At 67.2% G+C, this 25,277-nt stretch carries 21 protein-coding genes; 5 read left to right on the top strand and 16 right to left on the bottom strand.

Features of this window, described 5'->3' with window-relative positions; genetic code table 11:
- Positions 1-119: 119 nt before the first annotated feature.
- The 7 genes from rpoB to secE form a co-directional block, all read right to left on the bottom strand.
- Entirely contained in the window at positions 120-4,241 is a 4,122-nt protein-coding gene (gene rpoB, locus ACFFJ7_RS06205) for a DNA-directed RNA polymerase subunit beta (RefSeq protein ID WP_166948153.1), read from the bottom strand.
- 355 nt (positions 4,242-4,596) lie between these two features.
- Positions 4,597-4,977 carry a 50S ribosomal protein L7/L12 gene (rplL, locus tag ACFFJ7_RS06200; protein ID WP_166948151.1) on the bottom strand — a complete coding sequence of 127 codons (381 nt, stop codon included), beginning with the start codon at positions 4,975-4,977 and terminating at the stop codon, positions 4,597-4,599.
- 45 nt (positions 4,978-5,022) lie between these two features.
- A complete protein-coding gene (gene rplJ, locus ACFFJ7_RS06195; protein WP_166948902.1) occupies positions 5,023-5,538 on the bottom strand; it encodes a 50S ribosomal protein L10 in 516 nt (171 codons plus the stop codon).
- 482 nt (positions 5,539-6,020) lie between these two features.
- On the bottom strand, positions 6,021-6,731 hold the full coding sequence (gene rplA / locus ACFFJ7_RS06190; RefSeq protein ID WP_166948149.1) for a 50S ribosomal protein L1: 711 nt from the start codon (positions 6,729-6,731) through the stop codon (positions 6,021-6,023).
- An 11-nt stretch (positions 6,732-6,742) separates the two neighbouring features.
- Positions 6,743-7,174 (bottom strand): 50S ribosomal protein L11, encoded by a 432-nt coding sequence (gene rplK / locus ACFFJ7_RS06185; RefSeq protein ID WP_166948147.1) that lies wholly within the window; start codon positions 7,172-7,174, stop codon positions 6,743-6,745.
- A 239-nt stretch (positions 7,175-7,413) separates the two neighbouring features.
- Positions 7,414-7,947, bottom strand: coding sequence for a transcription termination/antitermination protein NusG (gene nusG, locus ACFFJ7_RS06180; protein ID WP_166948145.1), 534 nt, complete (start codon positions 7,945-7,947; stop codon positions 7,414-7,416).
- 97 nt (positions 7,948-8,044) lie between these two features.
- On the bottom strand, positions 8,045-8,239 hold the full coding sequence (secE, locus tag ACFFJ7_RS06175) for a preprotein translocase subunit SecE (protein ID WP_166948143.1): 195 nt from the start codon (positions 8,237-8,239) through the stop codon (positions 8,045-8,047).
- Between the two features lie 320 nt (positions 8,240-8,559).
- Here secE and ACFFJ7_RS06170 point away from each other — a divergent pair, with 320 nt between their 5' ends.
- Positions 8,560-10,509 carry an AsmA family protein gene (locus ACFFJ7_RS06170; RefSeq protein ID WP_377591194.1) on the top strand — a complete coding sequence of 650 codons (1,950 nt, stop codon included), beginning with the start codon at positions 8,560-8,562 and terminating at the stop codon, positions 10,507-10,509.
- 115 nt (positions 10,510-10,624) lie between these two features.
- Here the strand turns inward: ACFFJ7_RS06170 and ACFFJ7_RS06165 are convergent, their stop codons facing one another.
- Positions 10,625-11,356, bottom strand: a complete 732-nt coding sequence (locus ACFFJ7_RS06165) for an invasion associated locus B family protein (protein WP_166948139.1) — start codon at positions 11,354-11,356, stop codon at positions 10,625-10,627.
- Between the two features lie 550 nt (positions 11,357-11,906).
- Between ACFFJ7_RS06165 and ACFFJ7_RS06160 the strand changes: the two genes are divergently transcribed.
- From ACFFJ7_RS06160 to ACFFJ7_RS06150, 3 genes are read left to right on the top strand one after another with little or no spacing between them, the layout of a single operon-like run.
- The gene (locus ACFFJ7_RS06160; protein ID WP_377591192.1) at positions 11,907-13,748 is read left to right on the top strand and encodes an extracellular solute-binding protein; all 1,842 of its coding nucleotides are present in this window, start codon (positions 11,907-11,909) and stop codon (positions 13,746-13,748) included.
- A gap of 42 nt (positions 13,749-13,790) precedes the next feature.
- Positions 13,791-14,513: a DsbA family oxidoreductase gene (locus ACFFJ7_RS06155; RefSeq protein ID WP_377591190.1), complete on the top strand. Its 723-nt coding sequence runs from the start codon at positions 13,791-13,793 to the stop codon at positions 14,511-14,513.
- A gap of 5 nt (positions 14,514-14,518) precedes the next feature.
- On the top strand, positions 14,519-15,622 hold the full coding sequence (locus ACFFJ7_RS06150) for a hypothetical protein (protein ID WP_377591189.1): 1,104 nt from the start codon (positions 14,519-14,521) through the stop codon (positions 15,620-15,622).
- Here ACFFJ7_RS06150 and tgt read toward each other — a convergent pair.
- The 6 genes from tgt to ACFFJ7_RS06120 form a co-directional block, all read right to left on the bottom strand.
- Positions 15,579-16,712, bottom strand: a complete 1,134-nt coding sequence (gene tgt / locus ACFFJ7_RS06145; protein WP_377591187.1) for a tRNA guanosine(34) transglycosylase Tgt — start codon at positions 16,710-16,712, stop codon at positions 15,579-15,581. The genes ACFFJ7_RS06150 and tgt overlap by 44 nt on opposite strands.
- Positions 16,712-17,812, bottom strand: a complete 1,101-nt coding sequence (gene queA, locus ACFFJ7_RS06140; protein ID WP_377591184.1) for a tRNA preQ1(34) S-adenosylmethionine ribosyltransferase-isomerase QueA — start codon at positions 17,810-17,812, stop codon at positions 16,712-16,714. The genes tgt and queA overlap by 1 nt, the downstream gene beginning before the upstream one ends.
- A 12-nt stretch (positions 17,813-17,824) precedes the next feature.
- Positions 17,825-18,304 (bottom strand): peptidylprolyl isomerase, encoded by a 480-nt coding sequence (locus ACFFJ7_RS06135; RefSeq protein WP_166948129.1) that lies wholly within the window; start codon positions 18,302-18,304, stop codon positions 17,825-17,827.
- Positions 18,305-18,429: 125 nt separating this feature from the next.
- Positions 18,430-19,026, bottom strand: coding sequence for a peptidylprolyl isomerase (locus tag ACFFJ7_RS06130; RefSeq protein WP_246224966.1), 597 nt, complete (start codon positions 19,024-19,026; stop codon positions 18,430-18,432).
- A 187-nt stretch (positions 19,027-19,213) separates the two neighbouring features.
- A complete protein-coding gene (locus ACFFJ7_RS06125) occupies positions 19,214-19,858 on the bottom strand; it encodes a glutathione S-transferase family protein (RefSeq protein WP_166948127.1) in 645 nt (214 codons plus the stop codon).
- A gap of 4 nt (positions 19,859-19,862) precedes the next feature.
- Entirely contained in the window at positions 19,863-21,167 is a 1,305-nt protein-coding gene (locus ACFFJ7_RS06120) for a peptide ABC transporter permease (protein WP_166948124.1), read from the bottom strand.
- 290 nt (positions 21,168-21,457) lie between these two features.
- Between ACFFJ7_RS06120 and ACFFJ7_RS06115 the strand changes: the two genes are divergently transcribed.
- Positions 21,458-22,525 (top strand): ABC transporter ATP-binding protein, encoded by a 1,068-nt coding sequence (locus ACFFJ7_RS06115; RefSeq protein ID WP_377591181.1) that lies wholly within the window; start codon positions 21,458-21,460, stop codon positions 22,523-22,525.
- On the opposite strand, the gene ACFFJ7_RS06110 is transcribed toward ACFFJ7_RS06115, so the two are convergent.
- Both ACFFJ7_RS06110 and ACFFJ7_RS06105 read right to left on the bottom strand, forming a co-directional pair.
- The gene (locus ACFFJ7_RS06110) at positions 22,479-24,215 is read right to left on the bottom strand and encodes an ABC transporter permease (protein WP_377591179.1); all 1,737 of its coding nucleotides are present in this window, start codon (positions 24,213-24,215) and stop codon (positions 22,479-22,481) included. The genes ACFFJ7_RS06115 and ACFFJ7_RS06110 overlap by 47 nt on opposite strands.
- 12 nt (positions 24,216-24,227) lie before the next feature.
- Positions 24,228-25,208 (bottom strand): ABC transporter substrate-binding protein, encoded by a 981-nt coding sequence (locus ACFFJ7_RS06105; RefSeq protein ID WP_377591177.1) that lies wholly within the window; start codon positions 25,206-25,208, stop codon positions 24,228-24,230.
- Between the last annotated feature and the right edge of the window lie 69 nt (positions 25,209-25,277).

Raw genomic sequence — 25,277 nt, 5'->3', positions numbered from 1 at the left:
CCTGCCGCCCGCAGCGCGATGCCTTGAAACTGGAAATATATCGGCGACACCCGGCTGTTTTATGGCCGGATGCCGCCTTGATCTTCAATGCCGCGTATGGATGCGCGCACCCCGCCCGCTCATTCGGCCGCCTCCGCGGGGAAGTCATCCTCAGGTACCTGCTTGGACGACAGCAGCTCCACGTTGAGGCCGAGCGACCGCATTTCCTTGACCAGCACGTTGAAGCTCTCCGGCACGCCGGATTCGAATGTGTCGTCGCCGCGCACGATGGCCTCGTAGACCTTGGTGCGGCCGGCGACGTCGTCCGACTTCACCGTCAGCATCTCCTGCAGGGTATAGGCCGCGCCATAGGCTTCGAGCGCCCACACCTCCATCTCGCCGAAGCGCTGGCCGCCGAACTGCGCCTTGCCGCCCAGCGGCTGCTGGGTGACGAGCGAGTACGGGCCGATGGAACGCGCATGGATCTTGTCGTCGACCAGGTGGTGCAACTTGAGCATGTAGATGATGCCCACGGTCACCTTGCGGTCAAACGGCTCGCCCGTGCGTCCGTCATAGAGCGTGGACTGGCCGGACGGGTGAAGCCCCGCCTCCTCCAGCATGTCCTCGATATCGCTCTCCTTGGCGCCGTCGAACACCGGCGTCGCGATCGGCACACCGCGCCGCAGGCTCTCGCCCAGATCGATGAGATCCTCCGGCGTCAGTTCGTCCGAGACCGCATCCTCGCCATAGACCTGGTTCAGAGCCTGCTTCAGCTGCGCCGTGTCGTGCGCCCGGCGGTAGACATCCACCGCCTGCCCGATCTGCCGGCCGAGGTTGGCGCAGGCCCATCCCAGATGCGTTTCGAGAATCTGCCCGACGTTCATGCGGCTCGGCACGCCGAGCGGGTTGAGCACGATGTCGGCGTGCGTACCGTCCTCCAGGAACGGCATGTCCTCGATGGGCACGATGCGCGACACGACACCCTTGTTGCCGTGGCGGCCGGCCATCTTGTCGCCCGGCTGAATCTTGCGCTTCACCGCGACGAAGACCTTGACCATCTTCATCACGCCGGGCGGCAGCTCGTCGCCGCGCTGCAGCTTCTCGACCTTGTCGAGGAAGCGCTGTTCGAGCCGCTTCTTCGATTCGTCGTACTGCTTGCGCATCGCCTCCAGCTCCGCCGTCACGGCATCGTCGGCGACGGCAAACTGCCACCACTGCGAACGCGGGATGTCCGCCAGCACCTGGCGTGTCAGCTCCGTGTCCTTGCGGAAGCCCTTGGGGCCGGCGATCGCCGTCTGGCCGATCAGCACGTCCGCGAGGCGCGCGTAGGCGTTGCGGTCGAGGATCGCCTGCTCGTCGTCGCGGTCCTTGGCGAGGCGCTCGATCTCCTCGCGCTCGATGGCCTGGGCGCGCTCGTCCTTGTCGATGCCGTGGCGGTTGAACACGCGCACCTCGACGATGGTGCCCGTCACTCCCGGCGGCACGCGCAGCGACGTGTCGCGCACGTCAGAGGCCTTCTCGCCGAAGATGGCGCGCAGCAGCTTCTCTTCCGGAGTCATCGGGCTTTCGCCCTTGGGCGTGATCTTGCCCACCAGAATGTCACCCGCCTGCACCTCGGCGCCGATGTAGACGATGCCCGCCTCGTCGAGGTTCTTCAGCGCTTCTTCCGAGACGTTCGGAATATCGCGCGTGATTTCCTCCGGCCCGAGCTTGGTGTCGCGGGCGGAGACCTCGAACTCCTCGATGTGGATCGAAGTGAACACGTCTTCCTTCACGATCCGCTCGGAGAGCAGGATGGAGTCCTCATAGTTGTAGCCGTTCCACGGCATGAACGCGACGAGCACGTTGCGTCCGAGCGCGAGTTCGCCCAGCTCCGTCGAGGGACCGTCGGCGACGATGTCGCCCTTCTTCACGAAGTCGCCCACCTTCACCAGCGGCCGCTGGTTGATGCAGGTCGACTGGTTGGAGCGCTGGAACTTCATCAGCCGGTAGATATCGACGCCCGACTTGGTCGGGTCGAGATCTTCCGTCGCGCGGATAACGATACGTGTGGCGTCCACCTGGTCGACGATGCCCGTGCGCCGCGCCGCGATAGCGGCGCCCGAGTCGCGCGCGACCACCGCCTCCATGCCCGTGCCGACGAAGGGCGCATCCGCCTTCACCAGCGGCACGGCCTGGCGCTGCATGTTCGAGCCCATCAGCGCGCGGTTGGCGTCGTCGTTCTCAAGGAACGGGATGAGCGCCGCCGCCACCGACACGAGCTGCTTCGGCGACACGTCCATATAGTCCACGCGCTCCGGCGGCACCACGACCACGTCGCCGGCCTGGCGGCAGACGACGAGGTCCTCGGTCAGCCGGCCTTCCGTGTCGATCGCCGCGTTGGCCTGCGCCACGGCATACTTCATTTCCTCGGTCGCCGAGAGGTAGTTCACCTCGTTCGTTACCTTGCCGTCGCGCACCCGCCGGTACGGCGCCTCGATGAAGCCATACTTGTTGACGCGCGCGAAGGTGGCGAGCGAGTTGATCAGGCCGATGTTCGGCCCTTCCGGTGTCTCGATGGGGCAGATGCGGCCGTAGTGCGTGGGGTGCACGTCGCGCACCTCGAAGCCGGCGCGCTCGCGCGTCAGGCCGCCCGGGCCAAGCGCGGAGAGGCGCCGCTTGTGCGTCACTTCCGACAGCGGGTTCGTCTGGTCCATGAACTGCGAGAGCTGCGACGAGCCGAAGAACTCGCGCACGGCCGCCGCCGCCGGCTTGGCGTTGATCAGATCCTGCGGCATCACGGTGTCGATGTCCACGGAGGACATGCGCTCCTTGATTGCGCGCTCCATGCGCAGCAGGCCAAGCCGGTACTGGTTCTCCATCAGCTCGCCGACGGAACGCACGCGGCGGTTGCCGAGATGGTCGATGTCGTCGATCTCGCCACGGCCGTCGCGCAGGCCGACCAGCGCCTTGACGACCGCGAGCATGTCTTCGCGGCGCAGGATACGCACGGTATCCGCCGCGTCGAGGTCGAGGCGCATGTTCATCTTCACGCGGCCGACAGCCGAAAGGTCGTAACGCTCGGGATCGAAGAACAGCGAGTGGAACATCGCCTCCGCCGTATCCAGCGTCGGCGGCTCGCCCGGGCGCATCACACGATAGATGTCGAACAGCGCCGATTCGCGCGCGCTGTTCTTGTCGATCGCCAGCGTGTTGCGGATATAGGGACCGATGTTGACGTGGTTGATGTCGAGAACGGGGATCTCGAAGACGCCGGCCTCATCGAGTTCCTTCAGCACCTTCTCGGTGATTTCCTCGCCAGCCTCGGCATAGATCTCGCCCGTCTGCGGGTTGACGACGTCCTCGCCGATATACTGGCCGAACAGGTCCTCGTCCGCCGCCCGCAGCGCCTTGACGCCGGCTTCCACGAGCTGGCGCGCGCCGCGCACCGTCAGCTTCTTGCCGGCCTCCAGCACGACCTCGCCCGAATCGGCGTCGATCACGTCGGCGCTTGCCTTGAAGCCCTTGTAGCGCTCGGGGTCGAAGGGCACGCGCCAGCCGTGGTCGTCGCGCGTGTAGGGCACCTTGTTATAGAACGTGTCGAGGATTTCCTCGGAGTCGAGGCCCAGGGCATAGAGCAGTGTCGTCACCGGCAGCTTGCGGCGGCGGTCGATACGCGCGTAGACGATGTCCTTCGCGTCGAACTCGATATCGAGCCACGAACCGCGATAGGGGATGATGCGCGCGGCGAACAGGATCTTGCCGGAGGAGTGCGTCTTGCCGCGGTCGTGGTCGAAGAAGACGCCCGGTGAGCGGTGCATCTGAGACACGATCACGCGCTCGGTGCCATTGACGATGAAGGTGCCGTTGTCGGTCATGAGCGGCATGTCGCCCATGTACACGTCCTGCTCCTTGATGTCCTTGACGGAGCGCGCGCCGGTGTCCTCGTCCACATCAAACACGATGAGACGCAGCGTCACCTTCAGCGGCGCGGAAAAGGTCATGCCGCGCTGCCGGCACTCGTCGACATCATACTTCGGCGGCTCGAACGTGTACTTCACGAATTCCAGAAGCGAAGTACCGGAGAAGTCCGAAATCGGGAATACCGACTTGAACACGGACTGCAGCCCCTCGTCAGGCCGTCCGCCTTCCGGCTCATCGATCAGCAGGAACTGGTCATAGGACGCCTTCTGAACCTCGATCAGGTTCGGCATCTCCGCAACTTCCCGGATCTTGCCGAAGAACTTGCGAACACGCTTGCGGCTGGTGATCGTCTGGGCCATGTGGACTCTTGCTCCTCAACGCACGCCTGACCGGGCGGTCCTCGGGCGCCACTCCGGCAAGGGTTGCTCGGAGGGCCGCCGGGTCAGGCGGGCCGCTATCCCGCGGCAAGGTCAGCGAACGGTTCCGCCGCTCAACGGCCGAAAAGGCGACCGCCACGAACGGCGATGGCGTTTTCGGACGACGATGCGGTCCCGGGAGAAATCTCCCGGAACCGCAATTTCTTCAGATTAGGTTAACGGTGCGCGCGCTCAAAGACCTGCTCAGAGTTTCGATCCGTCCAGCAGCATGCGATCAGCCTGTCCGAAAAAACACCGCCAGGGCCGGGCGACTCCGGCCCCGCCGATCCATCCGAACTTACTTGAGTTCGACCTTGGCGCCGGCCTTCTCAAGCTGCTCCTTGAGCTTGTTGGCCTCGTCCTTCGGAATGCCTTCCTTGACAGGCTTGGGAGCGCCCTCGACGAGGTCCTTCGCTTCCTTGAGGCCAAGGCCGGTGATGGCGCGGACTTCCTTGATGACTTCGATCTTCTTGTCGCCGATGGCGGCCAGAACAACCGTGAATTCGGTCTGCTCCTCGGCAGCCGGGGCAGCGGCGCCACCACCTGCCGGAGCGGCGGCAACGGCGACAGCGGCAGCAGCGGAAACGCCCCACTTCTCTTCGAGAAGCTTGGCGAGTTCGGCAGCCTCGAGAACGGTAAGGCTCGACAGTTCGTCGACGAGCTTGGTCAAATCAGCCATGATAATAATCCCTGTATCGGTTCGTCAGTTTGTTGGTAATCGGCCTTACGCCGCATCTCTGTTGGCATAGGCTCCGAACACGCGGGCCACCTTGGCGGCGGGCGCGGTGACAACCTGGGCGATCTTCGTCGCGGGAGCCTGGACAAGGCCCACGAGCTTGGCGCGCAGTTCGTCGAGCGACGGCAGCGAGGCGAGCGCCTTCACACCGTCGACGTTCAGAGTGGACTTGCCCGACGCGCCACCGAGAATGACGAGCTTGTCATTCGTCTTGGCGAAATCGGTCACGACCTTGGCCGCTGCGATGGGGTCGCTGGAATAGGCCAGCAACGTCGGCCCCTTCAGAAGGGGCGCGATTCCGGCAACGTCCGTGCCTTCGAGAGCGATCTTGGCGATGCGGTTCTTTGCGACCTGCACCTTGGCGCCTGCCTGCTTCGCTTCCTGACGGAGCTTCTGCATTTCAGCGACCCTCAGGCCGGCATAATGAGCAACAACGACGACGCCTGAAGTGCCGAACACTTCGCCAAGCGACGCCGCAAGCTCAGCTTTCGCCGTTCTATCCACGGGGCTCTCTCCAATAGACGGATAGACAGATGCCCATCCGCCAGCTACACATACCGCCCTCGCGATACCGACTACCATCAGGCCCGGCACCGAAAGGCGGCGCTTGTGAGCCCTGTCCCCGCTCCACGGCAGAAGCCGCGACGCGGATGCGAAGGTACGAACCAATCCCGTTTCACCGGCGATACCGACGGCTACCGACATCAGCCTTACCCGTCTATGCAGGCCCCAGGACGGGATTAGACCCGGCGCATATCGCCGGGCACCTGCAGTCTCGGACAGGACACCGACGGCCCCGAGGCGTCGCCCGGCGGAGATTTTCCCCGCTGGGCACACCCTGGAACCGCCATCTTCACGATCGTCAGATCGGAATTCCAGAAAAGTCTTGACCCGGCTTCCCGGATCAACCAACCTACATAATCTCCCTGCGCCCAAAACGCAAGGGCTGAGCCGCATGGCAGTCCGCCACGCGGCTACATCCGGGATTACGCTGCGCTGGCCACCGCGAACACCGACGAGGGATCGACCTTCACGCCCGGGCCCATCGTCGAGGAAATGGCGATGCGCTGGATGTAGGTGCCCTTGGCGCCCGACGGCTTGGCCCTCGCCACCGCATCGGCGAAGGCACGGATGTTCTCGATCAGCTTCTGCTCATCGAACGAAGCCTTGCCGATGCCGGCGTGGACGATGCCGGCCTTCTCGACGCGAAACTCCACAGCGCCGCCCTTGGCCGCCGAAACGGCGCCAGTGACGTCCATCGTCACCGTGCCGACCTTCGGGTTCGGCATCAGGCCGCGCGGGCCAAGGATCTTGCCGAGACGGCCGACGAGCGGCATCAGGTCCGGCGTCGCGATGCAGCGGTCGAAGTTGATGTTGCCGCTCTGGATCTGCTCCATCAGGTCCTCGGCGCCCACCACCTCGGCACCGGCTTTCTTCGCCTCATCGGCCTTCGGGCCACGGGCGAACACGGCCACGCGCACCGAACGGCCGGAGCCGTTGGGGAGCTGGCAGACGCCGCGCACCATCTGGTCCGCGTGACGCGGATCGACGCCGAGATTGATGGAGACCTCGACCGTCTCGTCGAACTTCGCCGTGGCGCGTTCCTTGATGGTCTTCACGGCCTCGTCGATGCCGTAGAGCTTCTTGCGATCGATGCCTTCGCGAGAGGCGATGACGCGCTTTCCAACATGTGCCATGCGTGCCTCCCTCAGCCCACGACCTCAATGCCCATCGAACGGGCAGAACCTTCGATCATCGTCGCAGCCGCCTCGATCGTGTCCGTGTTGAGATCGGACATCTTCGCCTGGGCGATTTCGACAACCTGCGCGCGCGTGACCTTGCCGACGGAGCCACCCTTGCCGGGCGTCTTCGAGGCGCTCTTGAGGCCAGCGGCCTTCTTCAGATAGTACGAAACCGGCGGCTGACGGGTCTCGAACGTGAAGGAGCGGTCCTGATAGGCGGTGATGATCACCGGAATCGGGGTGCCCTTCTCCATCTGCGCCGTCTTGGCGTTGAACGCCTTGCAGAATTCCATGATATTCAGACCGCGCTGACCGAGCGCGGGACCGATCGGCGGCGACGGATTGGCCGCGCCCGCCGGAACCTGAAGCTTCACGTAGCCCGTGATCTTCTTTGCCATGATGGCTGCTCCCAAACAGAACGGCAACCGGGAGCGCCGGCTGCCATAGTTGCAGTCCGCGGTTCGAGCCGTTCTCCCGGCAGGCTGGCCGGGCGGGTCTCCCGCGTTCGTGAATCGTCATATAAAATAAACGAAGGCGCTTCTTTACAGCATGCCGATGTCACATGCAAGAGGCGCCTGATGCAAATGGCGCGCCAGCCCGCCGCTGCAGACAGGCGGGCAGGACCCTTCCCACAGCCTCAGATCTTGGCGACCTGCCCGTACTCCAGCTCCACCGGCGTGGCGCGGCCGAAGATCGACACCGCGACCTTGACCCGGGCGCGGGCGTCGTCGACCTCTTCCACGATGCCGTTGAAGGAAGCGAACGGCCCGTCGGACACGCGCACCTGCTCGCCCACCTCGAAGCTGACCGACGGCTTGGGATGTTCGACGCCTTCCGCCACCTGGCCCTTGATCCGCTCCGCCTCGTAGTCCGGGATTGGCAGCGGCTTCGACTTGTCGGCGCCCAGGAAGCCCGTCACCTTCGGCGTGTTCTTGATCAGATGATAGACATCGTCCGTCAGGTCGCATTTCACGAGGACATAGCCGGGGAAGAACTTGCGCTCCGTATCGACCTTGCGCCCGCGGCGCACCTCGACCACCTTCTCGGTCGGCACCAGAATTTCGTCGAACTTGTCCTCAAGCCCGCGCTGCGCCGCCTGGTCCCGCAGCGACTGGGCCACCTTGTTCTCGAAGTTCGAATAGGCGTGGACAATGTACCAACGCTTGGCCATCAACGACTCTCCCCATGGCCCGCGGCGCCGCATGAGCCAGCCGGACCGGATAACCTTCACATGAAATCAGCCCCCGCGCCCGCGCGGCGGCGGCGCCTCAGCCGAGGCCCAGCAGGGCGCCGATGCCGAGCTGGATGAGCTGGTCGACGACGAAGAAGAAAATACTCGCCACAAGCACCATCACGAAGACCATGGCCGTGGTGACCAGCGTCTCCTTGCGGGTGGGCCATGTCACCTTCTTCGTCTCGGCACGGACCTGCTGAAGAAACTCGACCGGATTCGTCTTCGCCATCGTTGCTCCAAGGCCCGGTTCAGCGGGCCGCCCTTGCTGGATATCGCCGGGAACTCAGCCGCGCCCGTCGCGAATCGCGCGCCCGAGGCTTTCTGAATTCAACCAGCACAAAGCATGCCCGCGCCTTCGGAAGCACGGACACTGAACTTCCTCATTACTTGTCCACAACGGGAAACGCAAGTCCCCCCGCGCCGCGCGTTCTCCCGCATGCGGCATTTCCTGGATGCATTCACAGCCCGGCTTAAGATATACCGGCGCCGGAATTCATTATAGGGTATGATCCCGCAGGGTGGCGGGGTGCATCGTAACATGCGGGTTATATGGCCATACGTCGACGCTATATCATCTTCGCGCTTGTCGCTCTGGTCCTGATCGCCGCCGGTTCCTTCCACTGGCCCGTGACGCATTTGCCGCTCACGCAGCAACTGGTCGGGCGCATCGGCGAGGCGACGGGTCTCGCGATCCGCGTCGAGCGAGCCTCGCTGCGTCTGCTGCCGACACCGCGCATCAAGATGTCGCGGGTGTCGCTGGACGCGCACCCCGATGCCGCGCCGGAGACAGCCCTGCTGAGCGCACGCGAGGTCCGGGTCGGCCTCGGCCTGCTGCCGCTTCTGCTTGGCCGCGCCGAGCCGGTGAGCATCACGCTCGTCAATCCCAACATCCGCTGGTTCGGGCCGGAACAGCCCCGCCAGCTCTGGACGCTGGCGCGCCGGCATCTCACCGCGTTGATAGAGGCCAGAAACATGGAAGGGGAACCGGCGCCTGGCGACACGACCATCCCCCACCACGTGCAGGTGTTGGCGCAGTCGCTGCCCGGCCGCCTCGTCATCAGCGAAGGCGCGGTCCTCTACCGCAACGGCAACCGCCGCCTGCTGCACCGGCTGAACGCGACTGTCGACTGGCCGTCCACGGGCCGGCCGCTCGATCTCGCCGCGTCGGCGCTGTGGCGTGGCGAGCCCGTCGACCTGCGCATCGAGAAACTGCGGCCGGCATCCCTCGCCGCCGGTTTCGACTCCCCGCTCGCGCTGCGCCTGTCGGCCCGCCCCGCAACCTTTTCATTCATCGGGCGGATTTCGGCGGACGAGGTGCCGGAACTCAGTGGTGACATGAGCTTCCGAACGAGTTCGCTGCGGCAGACGGCCGCATGGCTGCGCACGCCGCTCGCCTTCGCCGACGCCGTGGGGCCAGTGACGCTCAAGGGCGGCGTCAGCCTTTCCGGCCAGGGCCTTTCGGTTCCCGATGCCCGCATCGATGCCGGCGGCGGCGTGCTCGAAGGGGCGCTCTCCGCGCGGATCGCCGACAACGGGCGCATGCGCGTCTCCGCCACGCTCGATGCCGCAACGCTCGACTTCAATCGTTTTCTCGCCGCCGACCGTCGCATCGGGCCGGCCAGGCCGCCCGGTGGCGTATCGGAATGGTCGCGCGCGCCGCTCGTGCGCCGGCCGGGCGAGGCCGACTTCCCCCGCAACGATCTCGATATCCGCCTGTCCGTCGCCAGGGCCGCCATCGGCCCGCTGTTACTTTCCGACGTCGCGGCGGGCATCCTGACCTCGGGCGGCAGGCTGGAAATCGCCCTCAACCAGGCGAAGCTGGACGATGGTCTCGTCAGGGGGCGCCTGCAGCTCCTTCCGGAGCAGGACGACCTTTCCGCCCAGCTCACGGGAACGATCGACGGAGTCGACGCGCGCAAGACGCTGCGCAGCCTCACTAGCGCGCCCCTCATCTCCGGACGCGCCGGCGGGCAGGTCACGCTCAGGGGCAACGGCAACTCCCTCAACGCCATCATGCGAAACCTCGCGGGCGTCGTATCGGCGCGAATCACGGACGGGGAGCTGTCGGCGGTGGACCTGAACAACGTCGTGGAGCGTATGGAGCAGCGTCCGCTCGCCACCGCGCTCGACTGGCGGGGCGGGCGCACACCCTTCGACACGATCGACGCGACGTTGAAGATCGAGCGCGGCTCCGGCGAGCTGGAAGGGGAACTGCGCGCCGGAAACGGGCTTTACGGCGTCATGTCCGGTGTCATCGACATCGCCCACAGGACGCTCGCCCTGCGCGCGCTCGCCATGACGTCCGAGCCGAACGCGGACGCGGCCGGCTCGCAGGGCTCCGACGGCGAATCGCCAGCCGCCTTCCCGATCGAGATCGAGGGTTCGTGGGACTATCCGGTGGTGACGCCGGACATCCGCTCGCTGATCGAACGATCGAGCGCCGCCGTGCCGCTTGCTCCCGCCCACACGCCCGCCTCCTCCCGGCCGGACGCGCCGTAATGGCGCGCATGAAAAACCCCGGCACAGCGGCCGGGGTTCTGTTTCCGTATAAAAAGCCCGAGCGAGACTTGCGCGCCCGGCCAAGTAGTCGGGCGCGCAGGCATTGCCGCTGCCTTTACTGCTGCGCGGGAGCAGCGGGTGCCGCCGGAGCGCCGCCCTGCCCAGGCTGTCCGGAGCGCTGGCGCAGCTCTTCCGAGCGCTTCTGGAGCGCTTCCTGAAGCTGCCGCTGCTGCGCCTCCAGCGCCTGCGGGTCGATCGGCTTGCCGTCGAAGCCCTTGGTGAAGCCGGCGAGCGGCACGGCGAACGTCACTTCGCGGCCCATCTGGTTCTGCGCGCTGACGTTGAGGATGTTGCCGCGCTTGAGCGAGTTGATGAAGGCGTCCGGCACCGGCGCCTCGGCGAAGCAGCCGTTCGGGAAGCAGATAGCGTACTGCCCGGCGACAGGGTCGTTCTTGTCCACGAAGAAGCGCAGGCCCGGCCGCAGCAGCAGGCCGAGCGGCATCAGGAAGCGGACGATTTTCGTCGCGTCGCCCTTCACGTCGTAGATGGCGACCGCCAGCACGGGCTGGCCCTGCTCGCTGACGAAGTCGCGCGTGGTGTAGCAGATTTCCTTGTTGGCGCCTTCGTCGCGGCCACAGACCTTGGTCCAGTCCGCCTGCGACGGCTCGGCCTTCAACTGCACGAGGGAGGGGCCGGCCGGCGGCTGCTGGCCCTGCGCGGGGGCCGTCTGGGCCGGGGCATTCTGGGCATATGCGGCGACCGGCGCCAGCGCGCTTATCCCGGCCACCAACGCCATCGCTATTCCGCTGGCAGCCCGCAGCGGCGCCGATTGTTTCACGCGGCTCATCGACTGATCCTCTTTCCTGATTGGCAGATACACGACTATTCTACCCCGACCTTCTGGCAACAGACGCCCGTAAACCCGCTGGTCCCCCGACGCAAGCATGCCGTCCGCAAAAACTGCGGTCATCCCGCAATCCGCAATTTTTCCGCCCTGCCGCCCGCTTCATCCACGCGGCCGGCCAGAGTCTGCGGCGCCCCCGGAAACGGGGGCGATGCGGATGCGGGCTGCGCGCACCGGCGGCCTCCCCGGCAGGAAAAGCTTACCGTGCTGGCGCGAAAGGGAAAACGTCCGGCGGCATCGAACCCGACCAATTCCCTCTCCCTGATTCGCGTCACGCAAGACGTCGGGGTGACGCCACCCGGCCCGGTGTTTACCTTGTCTCGCGGCTGCTTTCCAGCATCGTTCACGAATTGGTGCGGTTCTCGGGCGATAAGTGTCCTGCGCGCCCGACCGGGGATCGCATAAACTTCACCGCGAATCGCCAGAACCCGCGCCATGACAGGCGCCAATGGCAAGCGCCATGATAGAGACCATGTCAGGATCGTCCGTGCCCATGATGTCCCTTGCATCGTTCGCCGTCCCGGCGGCCCGCGCATGCCGCGGCGCTCTCGCCGCGCTGCTCGTCGTGGGCCTCTGCGCGCTGCCCGCCCTCGCCGGGCAGGAAGACTGGCAGAGCCTGCCGCGCCGCGAGGCGCTCGCCATGCACGGCGAGCCGCGGCTGCCCGCGGGCTTCGCGTCGCTGCCCTATGTCAATCCGGATGCGCCGAAGGGCGGCCGCCTCATCCAGAGCATCATCGGCACGTTCGACAACCTCAACCCCTTCGTGCCAAAGGGCATCGCCGCACAGGGCATCACCACGCTCGTGTTCCAGCCGCTGATGGCGCGCTCTGCCGACGAGCCCTTCTCGGTCTATGGCCTCATCGCCGACGCCGTGCGCATGCCGGAGGACCGCAGTTTCGTCGTGTTCCACCTCGATCCCCGCGCGCGTTTCTCGGACGGGCATCCCGTCACCGCCGCGGATGTGCTGTTCAGCTTCGAGCTGCTGCGCGAGAAGGGGCAGCTCTACTATCGCAGCTACCTCGGCCAGGTGGAGCGGGCGCAGGCGCTCGATCCGCTCACGGTGCGTTTCGACCTGAAACCCGGCAACCGGGAGACGCCGCTGACTCTCGCCCAGCTGCCGGTGCTGCCCGCCCACCTCATCGACCGCGACACGTTCGAGCAGACGACCTTCCGGACGCCCGTCGGCTCCGGTCCCTATGTCGTGGCGGCCGTGGATGCCGGACGCAGCATCACCTTCCGCCGCAATCCCGATTTCTGGGCGAAGGATCTGCCGGCGACGCGCGGCCTCTACAATTTCGACGAAATCCGCTTCGACTATTACCGCGACGTCAACACGCAGTTCGAGGCGTTCAAGGCCGGCCTCTATGACGTGCGCGTCGAGACGAGCGCCTCGCGCTGGGCCATCGGCTACGACTTCCCCGCCGTCCACAGCGGCGCCGTCCTGCGCGAAACGCTGCCCGTGGGCACGCCGCGCCCCATGTACGGCTTTGCCCTCAACAGCCGCCGGCCGCCGCTCGCCGACGTGCGGGTGCGAGAGGCGCTGGGCTACTTCCTCGACTTTCCGTGGGTCAACCGCAACCTGTTCTACGATCTCTACAGGCGTACGGGCAGCTATTTCGCCGGTTCGTCGCTATCGTCGGCAGGCCGGCCGGCCTCGGCTGGCGAGCGGGCGCTGCTCGCGCCCTTCCCCGGCGCGGTGCGCGCCGACATTCTGGAAGGCACCTGGCGCCCGCCCGAGGCCGATGGCTCCGGGCGCGACAGGGCGATGGCCCGCAAGGGACTCGACCTGCTGGAATCAGCCGGCTTCGCCCTGCGCGACGGTGTGTTGCGCCACGATGGCGGCGCGCCGCTCGTCTTCGAGATCATGGTGGTGTCGCGCGATCAGGAGAGGCTGGCACTCAATTTCGCCCAGTCCCTCAAGCCCGCCGGCATCGTGGCGGACGTGCGCCTCGTCGACGAGGCGCAATACTGGAAGCGGTTGCTGGCGGCGGATTTCGACGTCATACTCTACACTTGGAACGTATCCGCGTCGCCCGGCTCGGAACAGTCGAACCGCTGGTCCTCGGCCGCCGCCGACCGGCCCGGATCGCTGAACATCACCGGCGCGAAGTCGCCCGCCGTCGACGCCACCATCGACGCGCTGCTTGCCGCCCGTACCATGGAGCAGTTCACCGATGCCACGCGCGCCTTCGACCGCGCGCTGCTGTCCGGCTTCTACGTCGTACCGCTGTTCCATGCCGACGGGCAGTGGGTGGCGCGGCGGGCGGAGATCGACCGGCCGGAAAAGGTGCCACTGTTCGGCCCGGTCATCGACAGTTGGTGGCGAAAGCCGTAAACGTCGATGCAGGACAACCGCACGTAAGCCGGAACCTTGCCCATGACCACAGCGCCTATGACGACAGCGCCCACGAACGCTACTGACAGCACCGCCCGCAGGCCCATCACCGTCGATATCGTCTCCGATGTCGTGTGTCCGTGGTGCTACCTCGGCTCGGCCCGCTTGGCGCACGCCATCGCCGCGCGGCCGGCGCTCGATGTCGCCGTCCATTGGCGACCGTTTCAGCTCGACCCGACCGTCCCGGCCGGCGGGCTCGACCGCGCCGCCTACATGCTGCAAAAATTCGGCGGCGATCAGGCGCGTCTCGACGCCATCCACGCGCACCTCGTCGACCTCGGCCGCGAAGAAGGCATCGACTTCCGCTTCGACCGCATCACCCGCGCCCCCAACACGCTCGATGCGCATCGCCTGATTCGCTGGGCACAGCCGTCCGGTGCGCAGGGGGACGTCGCGCGGCGCCTGTTCGCGCTCTACTTCACCGAAGGGGCCGACATCGGCGACGCCGCCGTGCTGCGGCAGGTGGCGGAGGACGCGGGGCTCGACGGCGAGGTCGTCGCCAACCGTCTCGCGGGCGACTGGGACAAGCAGGACGTCATCGACGAGATCGCGGTCGCCGCCCGTCTCGGCGTCACCGGCGTGCCGTTCTTCATCCTCGACGGACGCTACGGCATCGCCGGCGCGCAGTCGGCCGAGGTGCTGGCCGACGCCCTCGACAAAGCCGTGAACGATCCGGTTGCGGATGACCCGGCCGCGCGTGCCTGACAGGGATGCGGCATTCTCTCCCCTGGCGGCGCTTCCTGAAGACCTTCCTGCTGGCCCTCGTGCTGGCGGGAGCGGCGCTCGCCGGCTTCGTCGCCACGGTCGATCCCTATGGCATCCGTGTCAGGGCGGGCGATGCGCCGCGTCCCGTCGTGGATATCAACCAGCGGTACATGTATCCGCAAATTGCCCGCTCGCGCCGCTACGACGCCGCCATCTTCGGCACCTCCTCATTGCGCCTGCTCGATCCGGAGGAACTCGATCGCCTTTTTGGCACGCCGGAGAAGCCCGTGCATTTCGCCAATCTGGCGATGAACGCCGCCACGCCCTGGGAGCAGATGCAGCTTGCGCGCCTGTTCGTGAAGGTGGAACCCGCGCCGCGCGTGCTCGTCTTCGGGCTCGACCGGGGCTGGTGCGACGCCGATGCCGACGCACCGGAAAGGCGACTCACCTTCCGCGCCTTCCCAGTCCGCTTCTACGACGACGACCCCTGGAACGACTGGCGTGACGCCTTCAGCCTGAACACGCTGGAGATCGCGGGCCGCCTCGTCTCCCACCGGCTTGGCCTGCGGGGCGTGAACCTGCGCGACGACGGTTACGGCGTCTTCGTGCCACCTGACGCCGCCTACGACCTTGAGCGCGCCCGCGCGCACATCTGGCACGAGAACCTTGCCGCCGGGCTGCCCGCCGCCGTCGTGCCCGTGGAGCCGCCCGCCGTTCCCACCGCCGCGGACAGGGCCGCATGGCACTTTCCCGCCGGCCAATGGCTCGACGGCCTGCTCGCCGCGCTGCCCGCAGACACGCAGACCTTCCTCGTGTTCCCGCCCGCGCACGTCGCCGCCCAGCCCCGCCCAGGCTCGCTGGCCGAGGCGATGGAGCAGGCCTGCAAGCGGCATTTCGCGGAACTTGGCGCACGCCACAACGCGACCGTGCTCGACTTTCGCCGCCCCTCCGCCGTCACGCGCGAGGACGCCAATTTCTGGGACCCGCTGCACTACCGCCTGCCGTTCGCAAGCCGCATCGGGGAGGCGCTGGCGAACCCGCAGCCCTCAGACGACTTCTACGTCGTCATGCATCGCCGCGCGCCCAGCCTTCCTTCGTCCGGGCAATGAAGTTGTCGAGCCTGCCCGCGGCTATCGCCGCCCGCAGTCCCGCCATCAGTTCCTGATAATAGGCCAGGTTGATGCCGGTCAGCAGCATCATGCCCAGAATCTCGCCCGACTTGACGAGATGGTGCAGGTAGGCGCGCGAATAGGTGCGCGTCGGTTCCCACGGCGACGCCTCGTCGATGGGGCGCGGATCGTCCGCGTGGCGGGCGTTGCGCATGTTGATCTTGCCGAAGCGGGAAAACACCTGTCCGTGCCGCCCCGCCCGCGTCGGCATGACGCAGTCGAACATGTCGACGCCACGCCGCACCGATTCCACGATGTCATCCGGCGTGCCCACGCCCATCAGGTAATGCGGCTTGCCGTCCGGAAGATGCGGCATCACGGTATCGATCATGGCGAGCATCACGTCCTGCGGCTCGCCCACCGCGAGCCCGCCGATGGAATAGCCCTCGAAATCCATGCCGGCGAGCGTGCGCGCGCTCTCCACCCTCAGGTCCCGGTTCGCGCCGCCCTGCACGATGCCGAACAGCGCCCGGCCGTGCTCCACACGCCCCGGCTGGTCGCCGAACGCCGTCCGGCAGCGCTCCGCCCAGCGCAAACTGAGCCGCATGGCGCGCGCGGCTTCGGCGTCGGTGCATGGCAACTTCACGCATTCATCGAGCTGCATCTGGATGTCCGAACCCAGCAGCCCCTGAATCTCGATGGCGCGTTCGGGCGTCAATTCATGACGCGCACCGTCGATGTGCGACTGGAAGGTCACGCCCCTCTCGTCGATCTGCCGCAGCTTGGCGAGCGACATCACCTGAAAGCCGCCTGAATCGGTTAGGATGGGGTGCGGCCAGTTCATCAGCCTGTGCAGGCCGCCGAGCCGCGCCACCCGCTCCGCGCCCGGGCGCAGCATCAGGTGGTAGGTATTCCCGAGCAGCACGTCGGCGCCGAGCGCCTTCACCTCGTGCGTGTGCATGGCCTTGACAGTCGCCGCCGTGCCCACCGGCATGAAGGCCGGCGTGCGGATCGTGCCGCGCGGCAGCCTGATCTCGCCGGTGCGCGCCGCGCCGTCGCGGGCCGCGATGTGAAAGGAGAACGCTGCCATCACGCCGCCCCGTCATTGCGGAACAACAGGCTTGAGTCGCCATAGGAATAGAAGCGGTAACCGGCCGCCACCGCATGAGCATAGGCCGCCTGCATGGTGTCGAGCCCCGCGAATGCGCTCACCAGCATGAACAGCGTGGAGCGCGGCAGGTGAAAATTGGTCATCAGCACATCAACCGCCCTGAAGCGATAGCCGGGGGTAATGAAGATCGACGTGTCGCCGGAAAACGGCGCGACGGTGCCGTCCTCGCGCGCCGCGCTTTCCAGCAGCCTCAGCGCCGTGGTGCCGGTGGCGACGATGCGCCCGCCCGCCGCCCGCGCCGCGTTGAGCGCCTGCGCCGTCTGGGCGTCTATCTCGCCCCATTCCGCATGCATCGCATGGTCGCGCGTGTCTTCCGTCTTCACGGGCAGAAAGGTTCCCGCGCCCACATGCAGCGTCACGAAATGGCGCTCGATGCCCGCAGCCCGCAGCCGGGCGACGAGATCGTCTGTGAAGTGCAGCCCTGCCGTGGGCGCGGCGACGGCGCCGTCCCGCTTCGCGTAGATCGTCTGGTAATCGGTAAGGTCGGCCGCATCCTCCGCCCGTTTCGAGGCGATATAGGGCGGCAGCGGCATGTGGCCGAGCCGCGCGACGGCCTCATCCAGCGCCGGGCCGGAAAAGGCGAAGCGCAGCAGCACCTCCCCGCCATCGCCCTTCTCGACAATCTCGGCGTCGAGCGAGGCGAGTTCGCAGGCATGGCTTTCGTTCCCGTCGCCGAAGCGAATGCGCTCGCCCGCACGCAGCCGCTTGCCGGGCCGCGCGAACGCGCGCCACGAATCAGCCGATTCGCGCTTGTGCAGCATCACCTCGACGTGCGTCACCGCTTCCCCGCGCACGCGGATGCCGTAAAGGCGCGCCGGGATGACGCGGGTATCGTTGTGCACCAGTACGTCGCCGGGCCGCAGCAACGACGGCAGATCGCGCACCGTGCGGTCCGCGAGGCTCTCACCGGCCGCGGCCTGCGGCCGCACCACCAGCAGGCGTGCGCTGTCGCGCGGGGAGGCCGGACGCAGGGCGATGGAAGCTTCCGGCAAGGCGAAATCGAACAGGGAAACGTCCATCGCGGAAAGAGCTTAAGCCTCGATATCGGCGGCGATGCGCGCCGTGACGATGGAATCGGGATCGCGCACAGGTTCGCCGCGCTTGATCTTGTCGACGTTCTCCATGCCCTCGATCACCTTGCCCCACACCGTATACTGCTTGTCGAGGAAGCGGGCGTCGGCGAAGCAGATGAAGAACTGCGAGTTGGCGGAATTGGGGTTCTGCGCCCGCGCCATGGAAACGGTGCCACGCACGTGCGGCTCGGCGTTGAATTCCGCCTTGAGGTCGGGCAGGTCGGAGCCGCCGGTGCCGGTGCCGCGCGGGCATCCGGTCTGCGCCATGAAGCCCTCGATGACGCGGTGGAACACGATGCCATCATAGAACTTCGCCCGCACCAGCTCCTTGATGCGCGCCACGTGCAGGGGCGCGAGGTCCGGGCGCAGCGCGATGACCACGCGGCCCTTGGTCGTTTCGAGAACGAGTGTGTTTTCCGCGTCGACGGTGGCCGTCATGATGATTCCTTTCTCTATGGCATGTTCCCGGAAGGCGGATGCCCGATCGGATGGATGGACGGGGACAGTCGCCCCGATCCGGGAAGCGCGTGCAGGACAATACGAAACAGGCGTCGGATATGGGCTCACTTGCCGTCGGAAGCAAGGCGCATCCGGGTGATCTTGTCGGGATTCGTGACCGCGCCGTTGTTGGCGCTGGTGCCGGCCTTGATCTTGTCGACCGCATTCATGCCCGAGATCACCTCGCCGATGACCGTATACTGACCGTTGAGAAACGAGGCGTCGTCGAAGCAGATGAAGAACTGCGAATTGGCGGAATCGGGATCCTGCGCCCGCGCCATGCCGACAGTGCCGCGTTTGAACGGCGCGTCGGAGAATTCGGCTGGCAGGTCCGGCAGGTCGGAGCCGCCGCGCCCGGTGCCCGTCGGGTCGCCGGTCTGTGCCATGAAACCGGGAATGACGCGGTGGAACACCACGCCATCATAAAAGCCCTTGCTCGCCAGCGCGCGGATGCGCTCGGCATGCCGGGGCGCGAGGTCGGGACGCAGCCGGATGGTGACGCGGCCATGAGCCGTATCGAGCAGCACGACATTCTGCGGATCAGCCTGCTGTGCCTGCGCGACCAGCACCGGCCGGTCGGCGGAAGCCACCGCGGCGGGCTGCGCGAGGGCCGGCAGCGCGCAGGAGGCGAGGATACAGGATGCAAGCATCAGGGAGCGCATGAACAATCTCCGCGAGCGCCGGGGCAGGACAACTTGCGCGGCCTTGCCCGCCAGCCCGCCCGGCCTGTGTTGGATGCAAGGCCTCGAGGGACGCTGGATAGCATCTTGTACGCGAATGCTCCAGAGCGCGCCGCCCGAAATGCGGATGCCGGCCTGTGGACGACGCGGCGTCTCGCCGCAGCCCGGCTCAATCCGTCACGCGCAGCTCTTCGTAGGAGACCATGACATGCTCGCGGAATGCGGGTCGCGTCGTGAGCGTGTCGTAATAGCGGCGCAGCACCGGGCGGTCCTGCCGCTCGATCGGGATATCGAAATAGCGGTACAGGACATGGCCGAGCTGGATATCCGCCAGCGTGAAGTGGTCTCCGGCAAGGAAGGCGCCGCGGGAGAGTTGCGCCTCGGCGATGTCGAGCAGTCTGTCGAGCGCGACGATGGCCTGGGCGATGGCGGCGGGATCCTGCTTCGACGGAGCCGTCCGCACCACCCGCGAGAAAATGGGCCCTGAAAACGCCAGCGTGACGTTGATCTTCGCCCATTCGGCCCATTTGTCGACCCGCGCCCGCGCCAACCCCTCGGCAGGCCAGAACGGCGCGCTGCCGTAGCGGCCGGCCAGATAGCGCAGGATGGCGCCGGTTTCCCACAACGGCTCGCTGTCGCCGTCGCGCAGGACGGGCACGGTGCCGTTGGGGTTCATGGCGAGAAATTCCGCCGTGTCGTTGCCGCCGTAGCGATGGCCGACATCGTGCCGCTCGTAAGGCAGGCCGAGTTCCCCGACGCACCACATCAGGGCCTGCACGTTGGATGAGTTTTTCCGTCCCCAGATGGTCAGCATGCGATCACGATCCCTTGTATCCTGCCGTTCCGGTGGCCCGCGCCTGGGCCTGGGCGGAGGCGGGCGACGGGCTTTCCCCCGCCGGCTTCGCGCCCGCCTTGGGGCGGCGGGTGCGGAACTGGCCCCGGGTGATGGCGGCGAAGGAAATGACGACGACGGCAAGCGTCGTCATCCACCACGGAAACGCCATGCCCACGCCAAGCACCGACAGCGTGAAAGCCGACGCGACGGCGGCCGTCAGACCCGGCACGAGCTGCCCGGAACCAGCCGGCCCTGCCGACGTCTCGTCGAGCCGCCGCACCACGAAATAGAGCACCAGCGCCGCCAGCGCGGCGCCCACCGCGCCGAGTTCGTACCAGATCTCGAACGGAAAGCCGTAAGGGGTCGCGGCCGGAATCGTGCCGGCCACGCGCGCCGCCAGCGCCGTGTCGAGCCCATGACCGATGAGGAAACTGCCGGGCGCGGCCAACACGAGCGCATGCCACGCCGCGATTGCCTCGCGCACCACGCTGCCCTCGACGAACAGCAGCGCGACCGCCGGCGACAGCAACACCGCGAACAGCGGCGCGCCGAGCAGGATGCCCGCCGTTCCCCAGGCCGTGACCCGGTTGCCTGCAACCGGACGCCAGGCCGTCAGGCCGTAGATCGCCGCCGCGACCGCGAAACCGATCAGCGGCGTCCAGACGCGGGCCGCCACGAGCGCGGCCGCCGTCGCCGCGCCGAGTGCCGCCGCAAGCCCCCTGCGGCTGCGCGATTCGAGCCAGGCGATGGCCGGCCACACGACAAGGGCGAGCGCCGTGAGGCCGCGTTCGAAGATCGCCGTATCGTTCAGCAGCGCATCGCGCGAGCGCGTGGCCAGCAGCGCCAGCGCCAACAGCGCGGCCAGCGCGGCGCCGATGCCGGTCAGATAAAGGTTCGAGGCCCGGACGCGCTCGGGCAGGGTGGTGACGCCGAGCAGCGCGAGCAGGACAGCCTGCACGATGTTGAACAGCTTGTCGCCCGCCTCCCCGCGATCCGGCGACCAGAAGACCGACAGCGCCGACCACACCAGCAACAGGATGCCGGCAATGCCCGCGGGGCTCCTTGCCAGGGCGGCGAACACCCGCGCGAGGCCGCGCGGAGGCGCCTCGATGACGCTCGACAGAATCAGCAGCGCCACACCGATGGGCGCCAGCACGATGGTCGCCCTGCGGGACAGGAATGTTGCAACGGGCAGCACGACGACCAGCAGCGCGAAGCCGAGACGGCGCAGCAGCGCCGCCGCATCGGCGGCGGGGTCGAGCGGGGATGTTTGAGGGCGCGTGACCATTCCCGTGGCGCTTCTTCCGGTACAAGCGCGCCCGATGCACGCCCAACGCACGTACCCTAGCCTGTGCCGGGCGCGGATACTGTAGAAGGAATGCAACACTTACCAAGATGTAACATTTCCAGAATTGCGGGTTGCCGCACGACGCTTTCACGAAAACGTCACGCGGAAGGCGCAGAGAGGGGCGATGTGGACGACGTTCGCCTGTCGTCCGACCAACGGATGATCGCCGCCGTATCCGATGACGCCTGAACTCCCCGCATATCCCGATTTTCTCATGCCTGAACTCGCCCATGCTTGAACTGTCGCACGTCAGTCGTCGCTACGACGCCGTCGTCGCGCTCGACGACGTGAGCCTCACGGTGGCGGACGGCGCCTTCCTGGCGCTGCTCGGACCCTCGGGCTGCGGCAAAACGACGCTGCTGCGGCTGATCGCCGGCTTCGAGAAAGTATCGTCCGGCACCATCGCCTTCAACGGCCGCACCGTCGCCGGCCCCGGCCTGCACGTGCCGCCGGAGGACCGGCAGGTGGCGATGGTATTCCAGTCCTATGCCCTGTGGCCGCATATGAGCGTGGCGGAGAACATCGCCTTTCCGCTGTCGGTCGCCGGCGTGCGGCAGGGCGAAATGGCCCGGCGCGTCGGCGAAGCGCTCGAAGCGGTCGGCCTCGCCGGGCTCGCCGCGCGCCGGCCGGAGGCGCTTTCGGGCGGCCAGCGCCAGCGCGTGGCACTCGCCCGGGCGCTGGTGCAGGATGCACCGGTCATCCTGTGCGATGAGCCGCTCGCCAATCTCGACATCCACCTGCGCGCCGCCATGCTGGAGGAGTTCCGCCGCCTGCACCGCGACACCGGCCGCACCTTCATCTACGTCACCCACGACCAGGCGGAGGCACTGGCGCTCGCCACGGACGTCGCGGTGCTGGATCGCGGCCGCCTGTCGCAGCGGGCGGCGCCCGAGGTTGTGTATAGCGAGCCGGCGAACATCTCGGTGGCGAAGTTCGTCGGCGAGGGCGCGATCGTCGACGCCGTGGCCGAGGCGCCTCCTGCCGGCGGCAAGGTCCGGGTGCGGCTTGCCGGCCGCGCGCCGGTTTTCCGCGCCCACGCCGGCGTCAGCGCCGGCCCCGTGCATGTGCTGGTGCGGCCGGAGGCGGTCGGCATCGGAAACGCTTTCGAAGCGTGCGTCCTGTCGACGATCTACAAGGGCGCGTTCCACACGGTGACGGCGGAGCTGGCGGACGGCCAGCAGCTGCAACTCCATCTCCCGTCCGCCCCCGCGCCCGGCACCGCCCTCGGGCTGACCATCCACGACGGCTGGGTCATTCCCGCCACGGCAGAATCCCCGGCGGCAGGCGGCGGGCGCTGACGTCGAGCAGCCCCATGATCACCGCCACAGCCACCACCGCCGTCAGCGCCACGGCGGCGGCGGGCGAGGCGAAACCGGCTTCCTCAAGGCTGAACAGCGCCACGCCAATCGTCTCCGTGCCGGATGACCACAGCAGCGCCGACACCGTCAATTCATTGAAGGCAATGAGGAAAACCATCAGGCCGCCGGCCATCGCCGCCGGCAGCACGATGGGCAGCACAATGCTGCGCAACCGGCGCGAGAACCCGGCGCCACAGGCGCGCGCCGCTTCCTCCAGCTCGACGGGCAATTGCGCCACCGCCGCGCCCGGCGCCTTCAGCGCCACCGGCAGGAAGCGCGCCATATAGGCGAACAGGATGATGAACGGCGTGCCGTAGATGCTGACGCCGATAAGCGGCAAAGGCTTCAGGAACAGCAGGATGCAGGCGATTGCCAGCACGACGCCGGGCAGCGCATAGGGAATTTCCAGCACCAGTTCCAGCGCGCCGCGAAACCGGCCGGACCGCCGGTCAAGCGCATAGGCCAGCGGCACCGCGCCCAACGCCAGCAGCACGGAGGCCGCGAGCGCAAACAGGAAGGAGTTGCGGAAGGCGCGAACCGTAACATCCTGACGGACAAGGACTTCCACGAAATTATCGAGCGTCGCCGTCGCCCACGACAGCGGCACCCCATAGGAAGGCACGAGCGCGGAAGCGAGCAGGGCGGTGAGCGGCAGGGCCAACACCACGGCGACCACGAGCCAAAGCACAGCTTCCACAAGCGCACGGCGCTTCAGAGACCACACCACACCGATGGCCCTGCCACGGCTGAAGCGCGCCGACCGGCCGCCCAGCATCCAGGCGCCCAGAAGAACGCCCGAGCCGGCGATAAATGCCACCAGCACGGACAGCGCCGCCGCGTCCGCAATGACGGAAGGGCCGAAGCTCACCATGCGGCGATAGATCAGCGTCGGCAAGGTCAAGTAATTCACCGGCACGCCGAGCAGCGCGGGAATGCCGAAGTTGCCCACCGCCGCCACGAAGGCGAGCGCGGCGGAGGCCACGAAATAGGGCCGCAGCAGCGGCAGGATCACGGTGCGCAACACCCGCAGCGGACGTGCGCCCGCCACCAGTGCCGCCTCGGCAAGATCGGCCGGGACGGTACGCAGCCCCGCGCGCATGGTGACGAACACCAGTGGCGCGTGGTGCAGCGCGAGCACGGCGATGATGCCTTCCCGGCTCATCAGCGGATTGTCGCTGCCGGGCGGCGGCGCGAGGCCGAAGGCGTTCAGCAGCGGCGACGACGGGCCGGCCAGCGTGAAATAGGCGAGTGCCACCACCTGCGGCGCGATCATCATCGACAGCAGGAAACAGAACGCGATGACGCGCTTGCCCCGCACGTCCGTCAAGGTCAGCGCCAAGGCCATGCCCGTGCCGAGCGCCAGCGCGAGAAACGCGGAAACCACGCCGGTTTCGAGACTGTGCCACGTCGCCCTAAGCGCCGTCCGCCCGCCGATCTCGGCCAGCGCCGGCGCGAGATCGAACGCCCCGCCGGGAGCAACCGCCGCAAGCACCAGCCGCCCGAACGGCAGCGCGGCGAACAGCAGAACGGCCGCCGCCAGCAGCACCAGCACCCACCATCCATCCGGCAGGCGGCGCGGCCGTGCCGCGTCGCCCTTGTCGGCTATCCGTTCACGGATGACGTCCGTCATTCAGACCGTCGGTCACTGGCCGAAAATGTCGGCGAACGCCTTCTTGTTCTTCGCCTCGTCCTCAAGCGCCTTCGCGGCGTCGAAGCTCAGCACCTTGATCTTGCTGCGGTCGGGGAAGCCTTCCGGCGGAGCGACTTCCGGATGCGCCGGCAGGTAGCCCTGCTTGCTGGCGAGTTCCTGGCCGTCCTTCGAGAGGATGAAGTCGACGAAAGCCTTCGCGGCATCGGGGTTCTTCGTCGTCTTCAGGATAGCGACCGGCTCGGTGACGGCGGAGACGCCTTCCGTCGGGAACACGAACTCGACCGGCGCGCCCTTGGCCTTCTCGCGGATCGGCATGTAGTCGACGATCACGCCGTAGAGCTTCTCGCCGCCGGCGACCGACTTGAGCACGGCGCCGTTGCCGCCGCCGGCAATCGCGTCGTTCTTCTTCAGCGCCTCATAGTAGCCCCAGCCTTCCGGCAGGTTCCCGGTGAGGGTGGCGGCGTGGATGAGGGCAGCGCCTGACGACAGCGGGCTCGGCATGGTGAGCTGGCCCTTGACCTCCGGCTTCGTCAGATCTTCCCACGACTGCGGCTTGAAGCCGGCCTTGGTATTGTACGTGATGCCGGTGGTGATCAGCTTCGTCGAGAACCAGTACTTCTGCGGGTCGTGCGTGCCGGCCGGGTAGGCGGAAACGTCCGCGCCCTCGTGGGCGGCCAGACGGCCTTCCTTCTTGAGCCCTTCCATGGTGACGCTGTCGGCGATCAGTAGCACGTCGGGCTGCGGCTGGCCGGCCTCGAACTCGGCGCGCAGCTTCGCGAGCAGCGGCGGCGTGCCGTCGCGCACAAAGCTGATGTCCACGGCAGGATGCTTCGCCTTGAACGCATCGATGGTCTGCTGCGCGTCGGTGTTGGGCTGGCTGGTATAGAGCACGAGCTTGCCGGACACATCGGCGGCGAGAGCGGCTGCCGGCGCAAGGGTCGTGGCGAGAATGGCGGCGAGGATACGTTTCATGGAACAGCGCTCCTGAACGGGACGGAGACGGACCGGACGACGGATCCGCCGTCGCGCGGACCGTCGAAA

This window comes from Pseudochelatococcus lubricantis (assembly GCF_042432495.1).
GTDB lineage: Bacteria > Pseudomonadota > Alphaproteobacteria > Rhizobiales > Beijerinckiaceae > Pseudochelatococcus > Pseudochelatococcus lubricantis.
This window is presented reverse-complemented; position numbering and strand designations above follow the sequence as displayed.